The organism is Bradyrhizobium sp. AUGA SZCCT0222, from assembly GCF_018130205.1.
Lineage (GTDB): Bacteria > Pseudomonadota > Alphaproteobacteria > Rhizobiales > Xanthobacteraceae > Bradyrhizobium.
This window is the reverse complement of record NZ_JAFCLX010000011.1, coordinates 116705-135133: the sequence shown is the minus strand read 5'-3', so window position 1 is coordinate 135133 and position 18429 is coordinate 116705. Positions and strand designations below refer to the sequence as shown.

Sequence of the window (18429 nt, the reverse complement as noted above, 5' to 3'; positions counted from 1 at the left end):
TCGGACTTGATCCGGGGGTGGGCACCGGTTCGCGCAAAGAAAACGCGTCAAACCAAGAATCTAGGCCTTGCGCTTGCCCTTCGACGCCACTTCCTTGGCGTAAATATCCGGCTTGAACCCGACCAGCAATTTGCCGCCGAGATCGAGCACGGGCCGCTTGATCATCGACGGCTGCGCCAGCATCAGCGCCAGCGCCTTGCGCTCGTTCAGCCCTTCCTTCTCGCTGTCCGGCAGTTTGCGGAACGTGGTGCCGGCGCGGTTGAGCAGGGTTTCCCAACCGAGTTCATCGGACCATTGCTTGAGCTTGTCCTTGGCGATGCCCGCAGTCTTGTAGTCGTGACAATCGTAAGCGACGCCGTGGCTGTCGAGCCAGGTGCGGGCCTTCTTCATGGTGTCGCAGTTCTTGATGCCGTAGATCGTGATGGGCATTTCAATACATTCCGGATTTGGCGCCATTCGCTGCTGGCGGAGCGTCCGCAGGTTTTTATACAATGCAGATCAGCGAATCCATCATAGACTGACGTGTCACCCGCTGGTGAGGCCCCGCATGGAATTCACCCTTTTGTTTCTAGCAGCAAGCATCGTGATGCTGGTTGCCTGGCGCGGTACACGCGCCCTCGCGCTCGGCCTGTACGCCGCCGTCATGGTCGTCTGCGCCGCGACCTATCTGCACCACGCGACCGATACCTTGAAACTGTCGTTCTGAGCCGCCCATGACCCAGACCCGCGCCATCACGCTGAATGCGCTCAGCCTCTACGCCGTCGCGCTGGTGCTGGCGGCGGCGTTTGCGGCGCAGCTGCTGCTGCACGAACTGCCCTGCCCGCTCTGCCTGCTGCAGCGCATCCTGTTTGCGATGCTGGCCATCGGCCCGATCCTGAACATCCGTTTCGGCCCGCGTCCCAGCCATTATGCGTTGTCGCTGTTGGCAGCGGTTGCCGGCGCTGTGGCCTCGACGCGGCAGGTGCTGCTGCACATCATGCCGGGAGACGCGGGCTACGGTTCGGCGTTGCTCGGCTATCACTATTACACTTGGGCCCTGATCGGCTTCATCGCTGCCATCGTTCTGCTCGCGGCGGCGCTGCTGTTCGACCGTCAGTTCGAAGATGATGGCGCTGCATTGCCGCCGACCGGCGGCCTGTTTGCGCAGGCCGCCGTCTGGCTCGTGATCGCCCTGACAGGCCTCAACGTGATATCGACCCTCCTGGAATGCGGTTTCGGCGCCTGCGCCGACAATCCGACCGTCTACGAACTGCTCAAGCGCTTCTCCTAAGGCCGCTTCGGAATATTCAGGCCGCGCTCCACGGCAGGCCGCGCGAGGCCGCGCTCCAGCCATGCCGGCACGTGTTTAAAACTATCGAACGCGACGAGTTCGCGCGCACCATAGAAACCGATCAGGTTGCGCACCCAGCCGAGCATCGAAATATCGGCGATGGTATATTCATCGTCCATCACCCACTGCCGGCCGCCCAGATGGGTCTCAAGCACGTCGAGCAGGCGCTTGGACTCCGCGACATAACGCTCGAGCGGCCGCTTGTCGGGAAACTCCTTGCCGGCGAATTTATGGAAGAAGCCGACCTGGCCGAACATCGGCCCGATCCCGCCCATCTGGAAGTGCACCCACTGAATGGTCTGCCAACGGCGCGCGGCGTCCGCCGGCAGCAGCTTGCCGGTCTTCTCGGCGAGGTATTGCAGGATCGCACCGGACTCGAACAGGCCGATCGGCTTGCCGCCGGGACCATCGGGATCGAGGATCGCAGGGATCTTGCCATTCGGATTCAGTGACAGGAATTCCGGCGTCTTCTGGTCGTCCTTGCCAAAGTCGACGAGATGCACTTCGTAAGGCAGCCCGATCTCTTCGAGCATGATCGAGATCTTGACGCCGTTCGGCGTCGGCAGCGAATAAAGCTGAAGTTTTTCGGGATGTTTGGCGGGCCAGCGTTTGGTGATGGGAAAGCCGGAAAGGTCGGACATTGACACTCGTTCTTTGCTTGGTTGTTGTGAGGCGGGTAATGTACGAACCTTGCCGCGCTTAACAAGGGTTGGCGCCACCAATGACTGATCATCCGTCGCCGCCGAAGCTGGGCATGACAGACGCGGAGCTCGCGGTTCATCCGACCGTGTTCGCGGCAGATGCCCTCAACGGTCAGGTCGTGCTGGTGTCGGGCGGCGCCGGCGGCATCGGGCGGGCGATCGCCTGGCTGTTTGCGCGGCTCGGCGCGCATGTTGCCGTGGCCGGGCGCGATCAGGGCAAGCTCGATGCGCTGGTGGCCGAAATGGCCGGACGCGGCCTGAAAGCATCGGCCCACACCGCCGACATCAGGGAGCCCGACGCAGTCGACGCCCTGTTCGCCGCGGTGTGGGACGCCCATGGAAGGCTCGATATTCTCGTCAACAGCGCCGGCGGGCAGTTTCCGCAAGCCGCGATCGACTTTTCCGTGAAGGGCTGGAACACGGTCATCAACACCAACCTCAACGGCACCTGGTACATGATGCAGGCCGCCGCGCAGCGCTGGCGTGACCGCAAGCATCCCGGCCGCATCGTCAACATCGTGGTCGTCACCACGCATGGCCTCTACGGCATCGCTCATTCGGTCGCGGCGCGAGCCGGCGTGATCGGGTTGTCGCGCGCCGTCGCCGTCGAATGGGCGCCGCTGAACATCCGCGTCAATTGCGTGGCGCCCGGCGCGATCGAAACCGAGGGCTGGAACGTCTACACGCCGGAAGCCCGCGCCGCCTATCCGCGCTCGAACCCGATGATGCGCGCGGGCTCGCCCTGGGACATCGCGGAAGCCAGCGTCTACCTCGCCGCCCCGTCCGGCAAATTCGTCACCGGCGAAACGCTGACGGTCGACGGTGGCGGCCAGCTCTGGGGTGAGACCTGGACCACCGGCAAGCCGGACTATTTCGGCGGCGACAGGTGATGTGCTAGTCGATCCCGCATGCCCCGCTATCGCCTCGCCATTTTCGATTTCGACGGCACGCTCGCCGACTCGCTTCCCTGGTTTCGAACCGTTTTTCAGGACCTGATCGCGAAGTTCGACCTCGCGCCCGTCAGCGCCGAGGAACTGGAGGGATTGCGCGGACGCTCGGGCCGCGAAATCATCGCCCGCCTCAACATGCCGATGTGGAAACTTCCAGCCATCTCGCGCGACATACGGAGGCGCAAGCTTGCGGCCGCAAACCAGATATCGCTGTTCGACGGCGCCTCGCAACTATTGACCGACCTGCAGAGCCTCGGCATCCACACCGCGATCGTCAGCTCCGACAGCGAAGCATCGGTACGCCAGGTCCTCGGTCCTTCCGCGGCGCTGATCGCGCGCTTCGACTGCGGCGCCTCGCTCTTCGGCAAGCATCACAAATTCAAGCGCGTTGCGCGGCAGCTCGGAACAAGTGCTTCCGAAGTCCTCTGCATTGGCGACGAACTCCGCGATATCGAAGCCGCCAGGGCCGCCGGGATGGATTCCGGCGCGGTCGCCTGGGGCTACGCCCTTCCCGCCGCGCTGCAGGCAGCCGGGCCGACGCATTTCTTCCATACGTTCGACGAGATCAAACAAAAGCTCACGATCGCCTGATCGAACGGTCACGCCTTTTTCTGCAACACCGTCACATGCAGGCGACGACGGATCTCCATGCCCTGCCTTTGATAAAGCGCGATCGCTGAGGTGTTGCTGCTGAACACATGCAGAAACGGAATCTCGCCTCGATCAACGATTCCGCGGGCAACCGCGCCGAGCAACGCCTGCGCGTAGCCGCGGCCGCGATACGAGGGATGCACGCAGACGGCGGTCATCTCGGTGTAATTGCCGGGCTTCATGCGCTCGCCGGTCATCGCGACGAGCTGGCCGTCGATCCTGATGCCGAGAAACATTCCCAGTTCATGGGTTCTCGTGCTGAAGGGACCGGGTTTGGTCAGCTCGACCAGCGCGATCATCTCGGGCACGTCGGCCACGCCGAGCGTGACGATGTCCACGCCGGGAAGCGAACTTTGCGCTGGTGTGCCGACCATCTGCTCTCCGGTCTCGGCAAGCAGGGTTTTGAAGTCATCCGGCACGCTGACCGCTTCTGACGTAAACAGCACCGCGATCTCGGATCCGGACATCAGCGCGCCGAGGGCGGCAAAACTTTCGGGCGACATGTCCTCCATGTCGGCGAATGGCGCGATCGCAAGCGGGAAGCGCCGCGCCACGGTGTCGCCCTCCGCCAAGGCCTGCTGCCGGGTCGTCAATGCGCTCCAGATGGGCTGATCGAGCGGATGGGTCATGGTTCTGCCGGCGCAAGTCCGCTCAAAGCACGCAGCCATAATGCGCCGACGACACCAGCCGGATATATTTGTCGTGCACCGAGCCGCGCCGCACCCGCCCCGCATCAGGCGCGCGCCAGTCGGCCATGCGCCGGGCGATCTCCTCGGGCGACACGTCGAGGGTGACGGTGCGCGCGCCGGGATCGATCACGATCGCGTCGCCGTCGCGGACCGCCGCGATCGGACCGCCACGCGCCGCTTCCGGCGAGACATGGCCGATCAGGATGCCGTGCGAGACGCCGGAGAAGCGACCGTCGGTGATGAGCGCGACATCCTCACCGAGGCCCTGCCCCTGCAACTGGATTGTCAGCATCACCATTTCGGGCATGCCCGGGCCGCCGACCGGACCGACATTGCGCACCACGATCACGTTGCCGGCCACGATCTCGCCGGCGCGGATTGCAGCCATCGTGGCGGCTTCGGATTCGAACACCCGCGCGGTGCCGCGGAATTGCCCGTGGTCGAGCGTCTTGCCGGAGAGCTTGAGCAGGCAGCTTTCCGGCGCGAGATTGCCTTTCAGCACGCTGATGTGGTTGTTCGGCGGCGCGACCGGACGTGCCACCGGCGAAACGATCTTCTGCGGGCCGATCTGCTCCAGCGTCGGCACATCAGCGAGGTTTTCCGCCAGCGTCTTGCCGGTCACCGTCATGACGTCACCGTGCAGCAGGCCGTTGCGCAGCAGTTCCTTCATCACGACAGGCACGCCGCCGATCGCATGCAGGCTTCCCATCGCAAAGGGTCCATGCGGCTGCAGATTGGCCAGCAGCGGCACCCGCTCGCCAACCTGCTGGATGCGCTCGATGCCGACCGGCACCTGCGCCTCGCGCGCGACCGCGAGCAAGTGCAGATACATGTTGGTCGAACCGCCCATCGCGTAGACGGTCGTGATCGCGTTCTCGAAGGCACGCTCGGTCATGATGTCGCGCGGCCGGATGCCGGCCTCGATCAGCCGGTACAGCGCGTCGACCGAAGCACGGGCCTGCGCACGGACGTCGGCATGGATATCGCTGCCGGCATGGTAGTCGGCGGGATGCGAGGCGCCGCGCGGCAGCATCATGCCGATCGCTTCCGCTATCGTGCTCATCGTGTTGGCGGTGAACATCGCACCGCAGGTCCCGCTGCCGGGCATCACGTTGCGTTCAATTTCAAGGAACTCTTCCGACGAGATGCGACCAGAATCGTTGGCCGCGCGCGCCTCGGCGTAATCCATCACCGTCAGATTGTTGCCCTTGGCCGCCCACGCCCCGAACGACACCCGGCCCGGCGAACTGGTGCCGGGATAGAGCACGAGACCGAAGGCATTGGTCCGCGCCAGCGGCATCAATGCGGCAGCTCCTGTTTTGTCGCAGCCGGAGATCACGATCATGGCGTCGCCATGGTGCGCGTAGTGGCCGATCTCGAAGCAATCGGCGACGACGTCACGCGATGCCAGGCTGTAGCCCGCCGTCGGCGTGCCCTGCGTCAGCGCGTCCGACACCGCAGGCGCCCCCACGATCAGCCCCTGCCCGCCTCGTTCGGCGAGAAGTTCGACGAGCAAATCCGTAATGGTCCGCACGCGATTGTTGCAGCGATGCGCGTTGGTATAGGCGCTCGCAATCGTCACGACCGCGCTGGCCTTCGCGGCGCGGTCCGGTTCGAAGCCGGCGGCACGCAATTCAACACGGGCTTTCTTCCAGTAGGTGCTGCTGTCTTCAACCATTATTGTTTATTTGCCCCTTGCATGCTGATCGAACGCGCTGAGCACGGCGAGCGTCAACGCCGTGATGCCGGTCTGGATAGTCGGCTTCGGCACCGGCGCGAACAGCGGTGAATGATTCCCCGCCAGCGGCGTACCGGCCTTGTTTGCCGCCATCCACCGTTCAGGCTCGTAGACGCCGATATTGAACATCATCGACGGCACCCCGGCTCCGGCGAACTCGGAAAAATCCTCGCTTGTCGTGTTCGCGGGCGTCTGCCTCAATTTTTCGCCGAACGCCGCCTTGAGCACTTTCTCGGCGGTCGCGACCACGGCAGGATCGTTGATCACGGCCTTGGTGCCCTCCGCGATATTGATCTCCGGTGGCGGCGCATCCGACATCGCCGCGGCGGCCTTCGCCACCCGTTCGATACCCGCCACCAACTTGTTACGCACCGCGGGCTTGAAGGTACGAATCGTCCCCAGCAGCGTCGCCTCATCCGGGATGATATTCCCGACCGTGCCGCTATGGATCGACCCAATGGTGACAATTGCGAATTCGGTCGGATCCTTTTCGCGGCTGATCACGCTCTGCACATCGACGATGAAGCGCGCGGCCATCATCACGGGATCGATGGTCAGCTGCGGCATCGCACCGTGACCGCCGCGGCCACGGAACTTGATATAGAGGCCGTCGACAGTGGATGAGCCGACACCGACGCGATAGTTGACATTGCCGTAGGGAACGCCGCCGGCATGCAGGGCAAAGGCGAAATCGGGCTTCTGAAATCGCGTGAACAGGCCGTCATCCAGCATGGCCTTCGCGCCTTGCACGATTTCCTCGGCCGGCTGCGCGATGAACATCAGCGTGCCCTTCCACTGGTCCTTCAGGCCTACCAGTGTCTTCGCTGTGCCGACCCAGTTCGCCATGTGAATGTCATGGCCGCAGCTATGCGCGACGAACGTCTCCCGGCCGTTCCAGGTGGTCTTTTCGCGGCTCGCATAGTCGAGGCCGGTCTTCTCCTCCATCGGCAGCGCATCGAGCTCGGTGCGCACCAGGATGGTGGGGCCCTCACCGTTCTTGTAGATCGCAACCAGCCCGGTCCTGCCGACCTTCTCGGTGACCTCAAAACCAAGCGCGCGCATCTCGGCGGCGAGTTTTGCCGCGGTCTTTACCTCCTGAAAGGCGAGTTCAGGATGGGCATGGAGGTCCTTGTAGAGCGCATCGAGCTTTGGATAGTCCGCCTCGAACGATTTTTCGATTGCGGCCTTGAGCGCGGGAACGTCCAACTCGGCATGTGCGGGCCAGAGCGGGAGGGCGCAGAGCGCCGCGGACACGAGCAAGGATTTGACAAAGTGCTTCATGGCGGTGACGCTCCCTTGTTTCCCCGGTGTTGTTCTTATCGGCAGCTTGGACGACGGCTTGTTGGGTGTCTAGCCGGTTTTACCGTCGTCAAAGCTCACGATCACGGCAGCGTTGGCGATCAGGATAGGATCGTTGCCCAGATCGGACGGGATCTCGAGCCCGCCCGCGATCGCCTTCACGGTCTTGGTGCCATATGGCAATTCCTTGGCGACTTCAGCGGTATCCACCGCCTCGGGGTTCGGCACGGCGATGGTGACATCGACGTACATATCGTTAGCGGTCTTGCCCAGCATCCGGAAGAAGCCGAGGCTGGAGTGGCGGATCGCGTCCGAGACCGCGCGCTTCGCGGCCTTGGTGGCGTCTCGGCCATGAACATCAACGCCCATGCCCATTTCGGTAATACAGCGCACGCGTGCCATCAGGTTTTTGCTTTCATTGGAGTGCGAGGGTTATCAGTCTTGGCGCAGAGTTTCGCGCCATGGCGGTCCGAAGGCAAGCCGCCGACTGAAGGCGACGGAGCAATCCGCTTCTTCTTGACGCGACGGGATGAGCAAACTGATCACGGGCGATCCCTGAGCTTCCGAACAGCCGTCGTCAGACGATCGATTTCGTCCTCCGTATTATAATAGTGAGGCGAGGCGCGCACAATCGAAGGCAATGCACGCCGCTTCGCGTCGAGCAGCGTGCTCGCAGGGTCCGACGTGCTGACATTGATTCCCGCGCCGGCCAGATGCGTCTTCACCGCATCGGCCACAAAGCCCGGGACGGAGAATGTGACGATCGCGGCCGGATGCGGTCCAAGGTCATGGATCGTTACACCAGGAATCTGGCCAAGCTCATTGCGCAGCCGGCCGGCCAGGGTCCGGCAACGCGCGGCAATCGGCTCGATTCCGATCGCCCGCGCGTAGTCCACCGCGACACCGAGCCCTAATCTTGCGGCGTAGTTGTTCTCCCAGGTCTCGAAGCGACGGGCGTCGGCCCGCAGCTGGTAGCGATCGGGCGCCACCCACGGCGCGCCGAAATGGTCGATCATCGGTGGTTCGAGCTTGGCCAGCAGCTCGCGACGCACATACAGGAATCCGGTCCCGCGCGGACCGCGCAAGAACTTGCGTCCCGTCGCTGAAAGCATGTCGCAGCCAAGCGCCGCGACGTTGACTGGCATCTGTCCGACGGCCTGACACGCGTCGAGCAGATAGGGAATCCCGTGCGCCCGTGCGATGCGGCCGACGGCGGCCGCAGGATTCACCAGGCCGCCATTCGTGGGCACCCAGGTGATCGCGATCAGACCCACGCGATCGTCAAGCATCCGCTCCAGCGCTTCCGCATCCAGCACGCCATTTGCGTCATCAGGGATGATCTCGATCACCGCCCCCGTGCGCTTGGCGACCTGCAGAAACGCAACGTAGTTCGCCGCATATTCGGCCCGCGCGGTCAGGATGCGATCGCCCGCGCGCAGTGGCAAGGCGTAAAAGGCCATTTGCCACGCCACAGTGGCATTTTCGGTCAGCGCAATCTCATCCCTGGCGGCGCCGATCAGACCGGCAACACTGTCGTAAACGCCGTCAAGGCGTGCTGCAGCCTCGGCGGCCGTCTCGTAACCCCCGATCTCGGCCTCTCGCTTGAGGTAGTCTGTCATCACCTGCAGCACCGGAAAGGGCATCAGGCCGGCGCCGGCATTGTTGAGGTGGACACGGCTGACGACACCGGGCGTCTCAGCGCGAAGGCGTTCAAGATCAATGGACATGAGCAATCCGGTTTCAGACGAACCGAGGAAGCCTACCAGACCGGCCCTGCCCCCGGAGGGGTGGATTGGGCGTTGCGCAAAAAAAGAAACAGACCGTGTCGGAATCCCGTCCGTGCGTTCGTCCTCCCGATGAGCCCACTCTCCCTCCAAAGCACCGAGCCTGCCATTTCATCCCAACCGACAAGGACATCCGTCATGACTTCCATCACGCCGTTCCTCTGGTTCGACAACAACGTCCCCGCGGCCGTCGCCTTCTACAAATCGGTGTTTCCCAATGCCAAGGTCGAGGTCGTCAATGATTTCATGGCGAGTTTCGAACTCGAGGGGCAGAAGTTCAACGCCCTCAATGGCGGCCCCAAGTACAGGTTCAACGAAGCGGTCTCCTTCTTCATCGGCGTCGAGACCCAGGAAGAGGTGGACTATTTCTGGAGCAGACTGACCGCCGACGGCGGCGAGGAATCGCAGTGCGGATGGCTGAAGGACAAATTCGGCCTGTCCTGGCAGGTTGTGCCCACGGCGCTGGGCCGATACCTCGGCGATCCCGATCGCAACAAGGCCGATCGCGCCATGCAGGCCATGATGAAGATGCGGAAGATCGTGATTGCCGATCTCGAAAAGGCGTTTGCCGGGTGAATCCTGACACAGCAAGGCGATCAAGCTAACAATGAACCCGGGGCGCGCCTGCACACGCCCGGGCCTGTTAATCTGACTATGCCGAAGCCGGCACCGGTGCCGCTTGCGCGTTGGCGTTCGCCTTGGGGAACGGCTTGAAGGTCATCGCGATCAGGAACGCGCCAAGTCCCATGGCCCAGGAGCCGACATAGAGCCACGTGTAGCTGCCAAGGGTATCATAGATCAGACCGCCGGCCACCGGGCCCATGGCCATGCCGAGGCTGCCGGCCATCGCGGTGCCGCCGATTACGGTGCCCATCATCTTCAGCGGAAAATTCTCGCGCGCGATTGCAGCATAGAGTGGCATCGTGCCGGCATAGATGAATCCGAACACCGCCGCGACAGCATAGAAGCCGGCAAGGTCGCGGACGAACACATAGGCCAGCGCGCCGAAGGCCTGCACCAGCAATCCCGCGACCAGAACGCGCTTGGCGCCTAATTTGTCGCCGAGGATGCCGAACGCGACGCGGCCGCCGAGCCCTGTGAGCCCCTCGAGGCTGTAGATCGAAACCGCCGCGATCAGCGGGATGCCACAGCTGACGGCGTAGCTGACGGTGTGGATGATCGGACCCGAATGGGTGGCGCAGCAGAAGAAATTCGTCAGCAGCAGGATGGCGAACTGGGGCGACCGCACCGCCTCGCCCACCGACATTTCGTTGTGCGGCTCGCCGTTTGCCAGAGCTGGGGCGTTGGCCGCCGCGAGCGCCGGCGGACGCCGCACCAACAGCGATACCGGAATCATGATCACGGCAACGATACCAGCCACGATCTGCAGCGTCGTTCGCCAGTCATGGACCGAGACCAGCCAGGCCACCAGCGGCGCCATGGTCATGGGCGCGATCCCCATGCCGGCCGACACCAATGAGACCGCGAGACTGCGATTTGTATCGAACCAGCCGGTGACGCAGGCCATCATCGGCGCAAAGATCGCGGCAATGGCGCCGCCGACCAGAACGCCGAAGATGAACTGGAACGCGAGCAGCGAAGTCGCCAGGCTGGCGAGCAAGAGGCTTCCGGCCAGCACCGATGATCCCGCCAGCACCACCGGCAACGGCCCGAAGCGGTCGGACAGGCTGCCCCAGAGCATGCTGCAGCACGCCATGGCCAGGAAACCGATCGTCATCGCGCTCGATACGCCTGCGACCGACCAGCCGGTATCCCGCGTGATCGATTGCAGCAGCACCGGCAGGGAAAACATCGCCCCGGCCGCGACGCAGCCCAGCGTGCCGCCGGCCACGACGATCACCCAACGATAGCGAGAATGGTCCATTACAAATCTCCGTTTTGGCGCCTCTCGTTTCAAGACGTTCGAGAAGCGCCAAAGGCGACATGATCAGGATAATCTTTCTTGGGGCACGCCTTTTAAAGACCCTTGGCCGGTTCAGGAACTGGCAGCAGGTGGCATCTTGTCGAATTTCGCCAAAGCCGGATCGAGATCGTCCCAGGCGTGGCCGCGCATCGCGTAGGTGACGGCCTGCGGCTTGAAGCGGGCGGGGTCGTCGAGGCTCGCCGCATGCACGGTGAAGAGATCCGGCATCGCGGCAAACGTCAGATAGACCGGCGAGCCGCAGGCGGGGCAGAAGCTGTGCGTCTTCACGTTGCCGCTGTCGCCAACGGCGTCGCAATGCGCCGCCTGGCCTTCCAGCTTGACGTCCTTCCTGCCCATGAAGGTCAGATAGGAGCCGTGCCCGGTGCCGCTCCTGCGCTGACAGTCCTGGCACTGGCAGTGGTTCATAAAGACCGGTTCGCCGGAAATTTCATAACGAATCGCAGCGCAGGCGCAGCCGCCGGCATAGACATTGCTCATGTCGTTTCCTTCCAGTGGGATGATGCGAGGCAATTTAATTTCGAACGCGAGATCAGCGCCGGCTGACACCGTTTCGCCGGCGGGAGATCAGCTTCAGCCAGGGCGCCAAATGAAAGGCGCTCATCAGCAGATACATCGGGACCATGCCGCCCAGCGGTGACGTACCCGCACTCGAGCAAAGGGCGTCGGATGATCCAAGGAAGCCCGTCAGCAGCGCCATGACAGCAAAAGTCGGCGCCGCCGCGAGATAGAGCCAATCGGCGATGCCGCTCGCTGTCGCGTTGCGGCTTTCACGGATCGCGCCGGAACGGGCCTCGGTCACGGCTTGCGGCCCGCGCTCTCGGCCCGGAAAGCAGCCTCGCCGGCGTCCGACACCTCGACCCATTTCTTGTCGGGCGCGGCGTCGGGCACGTAGCTGTCGTGCCAGTTCCACCATTTGTATGTTGGCGTCTGCGGAGTGCCTTTCGGAGAATCCTCCCAGACTTCCTGCCGGCCGAGCGGCGTGATGTCGAGGTAGTTCCAGGTGCCGCCCATCTGCTCGTCGCCGCGGTTGTTGATGAAGTAGGTCCGGAAGACTTTGTTGCCGTCGCGGATGAACACGTTGGTGCCGTGCCATTCATCCACGCCGAAGTCTTTGTCGAAGCTGTCGGTGATGGTGTACCAGGGCATCGTCCATTCCATCCGCTTCTTCAGCCGCGCGATGTCCGCCTGCGGCGCGCGCGAGACAAACGCGAGCGTGGTGTCCCGGGCGTTCAAATGAGCGACGTGGGCGACCTGGTCGGCCACCATGGAGCAGCCGCGGCAGGCTTGTTCGGGCCAGCCATGCACGCCGGGCTCGAAGAAGGCGCGGTAGACGATCAACTGACGGCGGCCGTCGAACAGATCGACCAGGCTCGCACTGCCGCTAGGTGTTTCGAACGCGTAACTCTTCTCCACGGCCACCCACGGCATTCGCCGGCGCTCGGCGGCCAGCGCGTCGCGGGCGCGGGTACTGGCCTTCTCCTTCACCAGCAGCTGCTGACGTGCGGCTTCCCACTCCTGTGCCGAAACGGCATGAGTCTTCATTGCCAGAGTCATGGCTAGCCTCCTGTTGGTTGCGATGCGTGTTGCGTTCGGCGTCGTGCTGCGGCGTCAGGCCGGAAGCCGCCGGTCGTATTCGTCTCGCAGGCGGCTCCAGCCTTGCCAGAACGGCGCCGGGTCCTTGCCGGATGCGCGGGCGACAAGGACATCGAGATGCATATGCCAGCCGGCGCCGACCTTGAGCAGGGTCGAGCGATCGGGCAGACGGCGATGGATCACCGTCAGCAGCACGCCCTGCCCCCTTGGCTCCAATTCAAACGTCACGTCGCCGCTGTTGTTCCAGGCGATCGAAAGCTTGCGCATCGGATCGAGTTCGGTGATCCGGCTTTGCATGCGGTGCTCTTCGGGAAAATCCGCCGGCCGCGGGCTTGGCGGATCGTTGAGCTCGCCGTTGCGCCAGACGAATTCGACTGACGCGCCGACCTTCATCTCCATCGCGCCTGCCGCCAGCCATTTGCGGCGCAGGTCGCTGTCGATGAGATAGGCCCAGATGCGCTCGATCGGACCGGGCAGCAGCCGCTGGATCTTCAGCGTGGTGGGTTCGATCAGCGCGCCGTAGGCATCGGGTGTCTTCGCATCCATCGTTCTACTCCTTCACGTCTTGCTTTTCTTTGCTGCCGCTTCGTCTTCGGCGCGCAACAGGGATTCCAAGGTGTCGAGCTTTTCATTCCAGAAGCGCTCATAACGCCGCAGCCACTCATTGGCCTCCGCAAGCCGCGCCGCCTGCAGGCGGCACAGATGGGTGCGGCCCTGGATCGTGCGCGTCACGAGGCCAGCGTTCTCCAGCACCCGCACGTGTTTCGAGGCGCCCGCGAAACTCATGCTGAATGGGGTCGCCAGTTCCCCGATCGTGAGTTCGCGTTTCGCGAGCTGGCCGAGCATGGCCCGCCGCGTCGGGTCAGCAAGGGCATGAAAGACGGCGTCCAGATGAGCGTGTTGTTCAACCATTTGGTTTAACATAGTCGCCTGAAACGGATTGTCAACCGATCGGTTTAACTTCTTCGTGATGGGTTCCGCGGGGGTTCCAGTGGCCCATTCTTACTTTGCATGGGGTTGTTTTCGCGATTTTGTTGTTGTGCAGCCTTTGTCAGGTCGCCGACTGACCGTCCGGCACGGTGTAAACGTCGCAGGGAGCGGCGATGCCGCGCAGCGGATGCGTTCCCAGCGGGATCAGTTTTGCGGTGGTCTCACGAGCGACTGCGCCGGAAATCAAAACCGTTCGGCCGAGCGGCCGGCAAAGTCCCTCGAGCCGGCTGACCAGATTGACGGCGGGACCGATCGCGGTGAAATCGAGCCGGTCCGCCGCACCGACATTGCCCCAAAGGATTTCGCCGAGATGCAGCGCGGCGCCAAACGCCAGCGATGGCAACCCCTGCTCTCGCCTGATCCCATCAAGATGCGCCATCCCGGCTTGCGCGGATGTGACGGCACGAAGCGCCGCGTTGCAGGCATCGCCGAGATTTTCCCCGGTGACTGGAAAGATCGCCAGCATGCCATCGCCGATGAATTTCAGCACTTCGCCGCCGAAGGCGTGAACGGCGCCGGCGATGCAATCGAACCAGGCGTCCAGCGCGGCGATGACAGCAGCCGGCGGCGAAGTCTCGGACAGCGCGGTGAAGCTGCGCAGGTCCGCATAGAGCAACGCGGCACGGATGGTTTCGCCGACATCGCGCCGCAGCGGTCCCGCCATAACGCGTGCCGCACTGCGCCGGCCAAGATAGGCCTCGAGCGTTGCGATCAGCGTCGCGCGCGCTGAAAGTGCTGCAAGTGGTGCCGCGGCAAAACGGGCGACCTCACGCAACCGGGCGATCTCTGTTTCCGTGAACTGACGCGGCCCGATCCATGAGAGCACCGGTCCATCCGATCCCGGACCCACGACGTCTTCATGCACCATTCCGTCCGCGAGCCCGGCCAGCCAACGCCAGCCGGCATCGCCAGCGGAATCCTTCTGCGCTGCATCTGCCGGCGCAAAACCCACCGCCTCGATCACCTCGCCGTTCTCGGCTCGCCACAACCAGGTGCGGCGCGCAATGATCGGATGCGGAACCGCGAGCGTCAGGGCGCCGCCGGCGAGCGGCAGATTATCAGCGATCAAATGCGCACCGACTTCGGCAAGGAACCGGTCTGCACCCGGTGAAGCGCCCGCCGCATCCACCAGCCATGTCAGCGTCGAATTGAGTTGCATGGGCCGATCATGTGGCAGCGGCGCGTCATTGTCATCAACCGCCCTTGGTAAATCCGCGCGCGGGCATATGTTCGCATCGGTTGCACCTTCTTCATGCCAACGAGCAACGAGGTTTTCGATGACTGAAGCGTTCGTCGTCCAGCGCGAGACCCACATTGCGGCACCACGCGCCAGCGTGTTCGCCTTCCTCACCGATCCCGACAAGATCGTGCAATGGATGGGGACCGAGGCGACGACGGAGATGCATCCGGGCGGGCTCTATCTCCTGAAAGGCGTTGGCAGCGCCACCGCGCGCGGCGCCTTTCGTGAAGTCGTGCCGGTGCACCGCCTCGCCTACAGTTTTGGTTGGGAAACCAACGACGAGGTGCCGCCGGGATCAAGCCTGATCGAAATCGATCTGATCGAACAGGATGGCGGCACGCTGCTGCGCATGACCCATAGCGGCCTTCCGAACGAGGCAACCCGTGCCAGCCATGACAAGGGTTGGGCGCATTATCTCAGCCGGCTCACATCAGCCGCCGCCGGTCGCGATCCTGGTCCCGATCGGGGCCCGAATGGCACGCAGGGTGCGGCGTGACGTCCCCCGTCATTCTCGTCAAGCGGCCGGCGTGGGAAGATCAAGCGCCGAGCGCAGGCGGCCTGCGCCCCGCTGATAGAGCATCGCGTTGCGTGCTGGCGCCAGGTCAACCCAATAACTTCATGAAGTTGCGCTTGCGATCGAAACGCGCTTTGAGCCCCAGGACATAATCCGCCTGTTCCTTTCTGCTGCGCAGCGTCGCCATGCGCGCGATCAATTTTGCTGCCTCCGCATAAGCTGCATTGCCACCAGCATTGACAAACAGCACAACGCGTTCGGCATAAACTTCAAGTGCCTCACGCGGATGGGTCGCCTCGCTCGCCCTGGCAAGTTCGTCCTTCAGGACCGGTGACAAGCCGTGTTTCGTCGCCACCGCCCAGGCCGCATCGAACATCTTCTCCTGCATCCATATCCGGACCAGAAGATCAGACGGCTGAAACCAATGGAATCGCGCGCCTGAGGCCTGCTTGGCCTCCAGGAAGCTGACAGCGCGATCGCGCATTTCCTCGCCGCCGAATTTGCGCAGCCGCGCGTAGAGATGGAGCGACGGCGTCTTTTCGAAAGCACGCCACAGGTGAGCCTCGGCATTTGCGCTTCGACCTGCCTTCGAAAGGGCGTCCGCGGCGAAGAGCACGAGTCGCTCGTCCGGCCGCTCATCCTCGAACATCCAGAGGCCTTCCTCAGCACGGCGAACGGCCTCTTCCTCTCGCTCGTGCGAGCGGCAGAATTCGGCGAGTTGCAGATAGTCCCACTGGGACGACAGGTCCTTGGCCCGCAAGGCAATGCGGGCGTCGACGTCCCCGGCACGTTCGGCAAAGAAATCGAGAATCCTCATGAGTTGGTCCGAATTATCGTCGAACTCCTGCTGCCTCCCGCGACTGCTGCACTGGGACAGCTTCTCCCACGCCTCGGCAGCGAGCCGTCGATATTCGGCGAGCCCGCTCTCGCCGAGTACCTCGGCGTAAAGCGCCACGGCGCCGTCGAACGTTCCGTATTCGTCGTGCATCTCGCGGGCGAAGAGATCGCGAGCGAGTTGTATTGGCTCGGGCCGTGTTTCGCGGACCGCGGCAAGATGTATGTCGCGCGCCCGACCCAACAGCGCGCCACAACCGCCGTCGGAATCGTCGATCCCCTCGATTGCATGCTCGATCCGCTCGATCGCGCGCTCGGCAAGCTCGCGTGCCAGACCAGCGCGAGTGCCTGACGCGAGACCGGCAATGGAGTCGAGCACCGAATCCACATTAGCTACCCAGTCGGAAGCCTTACGATAATCAATAAAATCTCTCACGCGTGTCGCGCCGTCAATCGCCTTGCGCAGGCGCTGGCCGACCGTCTCGTCATCAGCGTGCAGCAGTACGGCGGCCGCATCGAGCTTGCGGAACAAGGTCGGATCCTGCTCGACCAAACCGACGATTATCTCGACAAGGGCATCGATGCCTTTTTCCTTAAGGTGATCACGGATACGGGCAAGCGCGCCGCCATCTATCTCGTCGGCACGGAATTCATTGGCCGCAAGCGCCGTGGCTACCATATGCTTGCAGAAGCCCCGATCCTCGAATGCAGGACAAGAGCAGTTGCCATCGATATCCTCACCCTTGCCGGCGAGTTCCGTTCGGTAGTCTTCGGTGCCCGTCACTTGCGCCAACACGCGGTCCGGCTTGATGGCAAGTATCTGTACTTGTCCGTTGCGATGATAGACCTCGCCGCGCGTGAACACTTTCTCGCCGGTGATCTCGCGCAAGACATCGATGTCGAAACGGGGTTGGCTCTTGGCTTTCATAGGCCCGGTCGCAGCAGGAATCGCGCCCGTCGAAGGTGCATCGGCAACGCCCCCTCATCAACTCACATAGATCGTCTCCGAGAAAAAATAATTGCCGAACGGTCGACAAGGAGGCCGTTAGCGCCACTCGGAATGGCGTTCCTGCGCCAGCATGCCGGTGATCCAGTCAACAAAGGCGATGATTTCCGGATTGGCGCGATCCTCGCGGCGATAGAGCAGTCGATGGGCGACCGCAGGAATGCCGAGCGGCCCGAAAGGCATGGTCAATGCGCCCCGGCGCAGATGGTCACCCGCTTGCAAGGTCGATTCGAGAGCGAGGCCCAGCCCGTCTGCGGCGACAGCAAGTGCAAGATGGGCCCGGTCGAATTGCAGGCCGCGCGGATTGAGCGGCACCAGCCGCGCGTGCCTGGCCGACCATTGGTCCCACGGCACCACACAACGCAGCGAGTGGATCAGCGGGACGCGGGCGATATCGGCGGGGCTCGTCAATCGGTGTTCGGCAACGAAGCTTGCGCTCGCCAGCGGCACGATCAACTCCTCGACGAGCGGCACCGCTTCGCAGGATTCCGGCACCGGACGCGCATACTGGATATCGACCAGGATGCCGTCCTGACCGAGCCGCGCCGGCTCGTGACTGGCGTAGAGCGCAATGTCGATCGCCGGGTGCTCGCGCAGGAACTGGCCGAGCCGTGGCACCAGCCAAAGCGTCGCGAAGCTTGGCGAGGCGTGGATCGGCAGCCGGCGCACGCCGGCGCCGGAGGCGACGCGGCTGGTTGCGGTGACGAGCCGGGCGAAGCTCTCCCCTATCGATGCGCTGTAGGTCAGCGCCTCCTCAGTCGGGATCACGGTTCGCTTGACGCGCAGGAACAGCGGGCGCCCGAGCGTGCCTTCCAGCGCGCGCATCTGATGGCTGATCGCAGAAGGCGTCAGGTTCAACAGCCTGGCAGCACCGACAAAGCTGCCGGCTTCCATCACGGCGCGGAAGGTCAGCAGCCACTGCAGGGGCGGCAACTCGCCAATCATTGACGAATACAGCTCATCGATTCAGGCATCCTTATTCGCTTTTGCTGCCCCATTTGCTCATGCTAGCACGCATAAATGAGGAATGCAGCTCATCAAAAGAAGCTGCTAGCGATCGGGAAGAGACGTCACCCGCCATAGTGGGGACGAAGATCGGCAGGCGGCGCAAGCCCGCCTGGTGATCGCTGTACGCCGCCAAGTAGGCGGCACGGCACTCGCTGT

General features: G+C 63.3%; 22 protein-coding genes. 6 read left to right on the top strand and 16 right to left on the bottom strand.

The window, feature by feature from the left end; genetic code table 11:
- Positions 1-60 precede the first annotated feature (60 nt).
- Positions 61-429, bottom strand: a complete 369-nt coding sequence (locus tag JQ629_RS12535) for an ArsC family reductase (RefSeq protein ID WP_212412935.1) — start codon at positions 427-429, stop codon at positions 61-63.
- Between the two features lie 118 nt (positions 430-547).
- Here JQ629_RS12535 and JQ629_RS12530 point away from each other — a divergent pair, with 118 nt between their 5' ends.
- Positions 548-706: a DUF5993 family protein gene (locus tag JQ629_RS12530; RefSeq protein ID WP_212412934.1), complete on the top strand. Its 159-nt coding sequence runs from the start codon at positions 548-550 to the stop codon at positions 704-706.
- A gap of 7 nt (positions 707-713) precedes the next feature.
- Positions 714-1271, top strand: coding sequence for a disulfide bond formation protein B (locus JQ629_RS12525; protein ID WP_212412933.1), 558 nt, complete (start codon positions 714-716; stop codon positions 1269-1271).
- Here the strand turns inward: JQ629_RS12525 and JQ629_RS12520 are convergent.
- Positions 1268-1972, bottom strand: a complete 705-nt coding sequence (locus JQ629_RS12520; RefSeq protein ID WP_212412932.1) for a glutathione S-transferase N-terminal domain-containing protein — start codon at positions 1970-1972, stop codon at positions 1268-1270. The two genes, JQ629_RS12525 and JQ629_RS12520, sit on opposite strands and share 4 nt — an antisense overlap.
- A gap of 113 nt (positions 1973-2085) precedes the next feature.
- Here JQ629_RS12520 and JQ629_RS12515 point away from each other — a divergent pair, with 113 nt between their 5' ends.
- Both JQ629_RS12515 and JQ629_RS12510 read left to right on the top strand, forming a co-directional pair.
- Positions 2086-2922, top strand: coding sequence for an SDR family oxidoreductase (locus tag JQ629_RS12515; protein WP_249135006.1), 837 nt, complete (start codon positions 2086-2088; stop codon positions 2920-2922).
- Positions 2923-2940: 18 nt separating this feature from the next.
- Entirely contained in the window at positions 2941-3573 is a 633-nt protein-coding gene (locus JQ629_RS12510) for an HAD hydrolase-like protein (protein ID WP_212412930.1), read from the top strand.
- An 8-nt stretch (positions 3574-3581) separates the two neighbouring features.
- On the opposite strand, the gene JQ629_RS12505 is transcribed toward JQ629_RS12510, so the two are convergent.
- From JQ629_RS12505 to JQ629_RS12485, 5 genes are all read right to left on the bottom strand, one after another.
- Positions 3582-4262: a GNAT family N-acetyltransferase gene (locus JQ629_RS12505; protein ID WP_212412929.1), complete on the bottom strand. Its 681-nt coding sequence runs from the start codon at positions 4260-4262 to the stop codon at positions 3582-3584.
- Between the two features lie 22 nt (positions 4263-4284).
- Positions 4285-6000 (bottom strand): dihydroxy-acid dehydratase, encoded by a 1716-nt coding sequence (ilvD, locus tag JQ629_RS12500; protein WP_212412928.1) that lies wholly within the window; start codon positions 5998-6000, stop codon positions 4285-4287.
- A 6-nt stretch (positions 6001-6006) separates the two neighbouring features.
- Entirely contained in the window at positions 6007-7341 is a 1335-nt protein-coding gene (locus JQ629_RS12495) for an amidohydrolase (RefSeq protein WP_212412927.1), read from the bottom strand.
- Positions 7342-7410: 69 nt separating this feature from the next.
- Positions 7411-7761 carry a Lin0512 family protein gene (locus tag JQ629_RS12490; protein WP_211994544.1) on the bottom strand — a complete coding sequence of 117 codons (351 nt, stop codon included), beginning with the start codon at positions 7759-7761 and terminating at the stop codon, positions 7411-7413.
- Positions 7762-7901: 140 nt separating this feature from the next.
- Positions 7902-9086: an aminotransferase class V-fold PLP-dependent enzyme gene (locus tag JQ629_RS12485; protein WP_212412985.1), complete on the bottom strand. Its 1185-nt coding sequence runs from the start codon at positions 9084-9086 to the stop codon at positions 7902-7904.
- A 195-nt stretch (positions 9087-9281) separates the two neighbouring features.
- Between JQ629_RS12485 and JQ629_RS12480 the strand changes: the two genes are divergently transcribed.
- Positions 9282-9719 carry a VOC family protein gene (locus JQ629_RS12480; protein ID WP_212412926.1) on the top strand — a complete coding sequence of 146 codons (438 nt, stop codon included), beginning with the start codon at positions 9282-9284 and terminating at the stop codon, positions 9717-9719.
- Between the two features lie 76 nt (positions 9720-9795).
- Here JQ629_RS12480 and JQ629_RS12475 read toward each other — a convergent pair whose 3' ends face one another.
- The 7 genes from JQ629_RS12475 to JQ629_RS12445 form a co-directional block, all read right to left on the bottom strand.
- Entirely contained in the window at positions 9796-11028 is a 1233-nt protein-coding gene (locus tag JQ629_RS12475) for an MFS transporter (protein ID WP_212412925.1), read from the bottom strand.
- A gap of 111 nt (positions 11029-11139) precedes the next feature.
- Complete coding sequence (locus JQ629_RS12470; protein ID WP_212412924.1) at positions 11140-11565, bottom strand: GFA family protein; 426 nt, start codon at positions 11563-11565, stop codon at positions 11140-11142.
- Positions 11566-11617: 52 nt separating this feature from the next.
- Positions 11618-11887: a hypothetical protein gene (locus JQ629_RS12465; RefSeq protein ID WP_212412923.1), complete on the bottom strand. Its 270-nt coding sequence runs from the start codon at positions 11885-11887 to the stop codon at positions 11618-11620.
- The gene (locus JQ629_RS12460; protein WP_212412922.1) at positions 11884-12642 is read right to left on the bottom strand and encodes a DUF899 domain-containing protein; all 759 of its coding nucleotides are present in this window, start codon (positions 12640-12642) and stop codon (positions 11884-11886) included. Before JQ629_RS12460 ends, JQ629_RS12465 begins: the two co-directional genes overlap by 4 nt.
- A gap of 54 nt (positions 12643-12696) precedes the next feature.
- Positions 12697-13227, bottom strand: a complete 531-nt coding sequence (locus tag JQ629_RS12455) for an SRPBCC family protein (RefSeq protein WP_212412921.1) — start codon at positions 13225-13227, stop codon at positions 12697-12699.
- Between the two features lie 12 nt (positions 13228-13239).
- Positions 13240-13593 (bottom strand): ArsR/SmtB family transcription factor, encoded by a 354-nt coding sequence (locus tag JQ629_RS12450; RefSeq protein WP_212412920.1) that lies wholly within the window; start codon positions 13591-13593, stop codon positions 13240-13242.
- A gap of 139 nt (positions 13594-13732) precedes the next feature.
- Positions 13733-14830, bottom strand: a complete 1098-nt coding sequence (locus JQ629_RS12445; RefSeq protein WP_212412919.1) for an adenylate/guanylate cyclase domain-containing protein — start codon at positions 14828-14830, stop codon at positions 13733-13735.
- Positions 14831-14948: 118 nt separating this feature from the next.
- Here JQ629_RS12445 and JQ629_RS12440 point away from each other — a divergent pair, with 118 nt between their 5' ends.
- Complete coding sequence (locus tag JQ629_RS12440; RefSeq protein WP_212412918.1) at positions 14949-15407, top strand: SRPBCC family protein; 459 nt, start codon at positions 14949-14951, stop codon at positions 15405-15407.
- Positions 15408-15513: 106 nt separating this feature from the next.
- On the opposite strand, the gene JQ629_RS12435 is transcribed toward JQ629_RS12440, so the two are convergent.
- Both JQ629_RS12435 and JQ629_RS12430 read right to left on the bottom strand, forming a co-directional pair.
- Positions 15514-17187 carry an SWIM zinc finger family protein gene (locus JQ629_RS12435; protein WP_249135004.1) on the bottom strand — a complete coding sequence of 558 codons (1674 nt, stop codon included), beginning with the start codon at positions 17185-17187 and terminating at the stop codon, positions 15514-15516.
- A 117-nt stretch (positions 17188-17304) separates the two neighbouring features.
- The gene (locus JQ629_RS12430; RefSeq protein WP_212412917.1) at positions 17305-18210 is read right to left on the bottom strand and encodes a LysR substrate-binding domain-containing protein; all 906 of its coding nucleotides are present in this window, start codon (positions 18208-18210) and stop codon (positions 17305-17307) included.
- Positions 18211-18429: the final 219 nt, after the last annotated feature.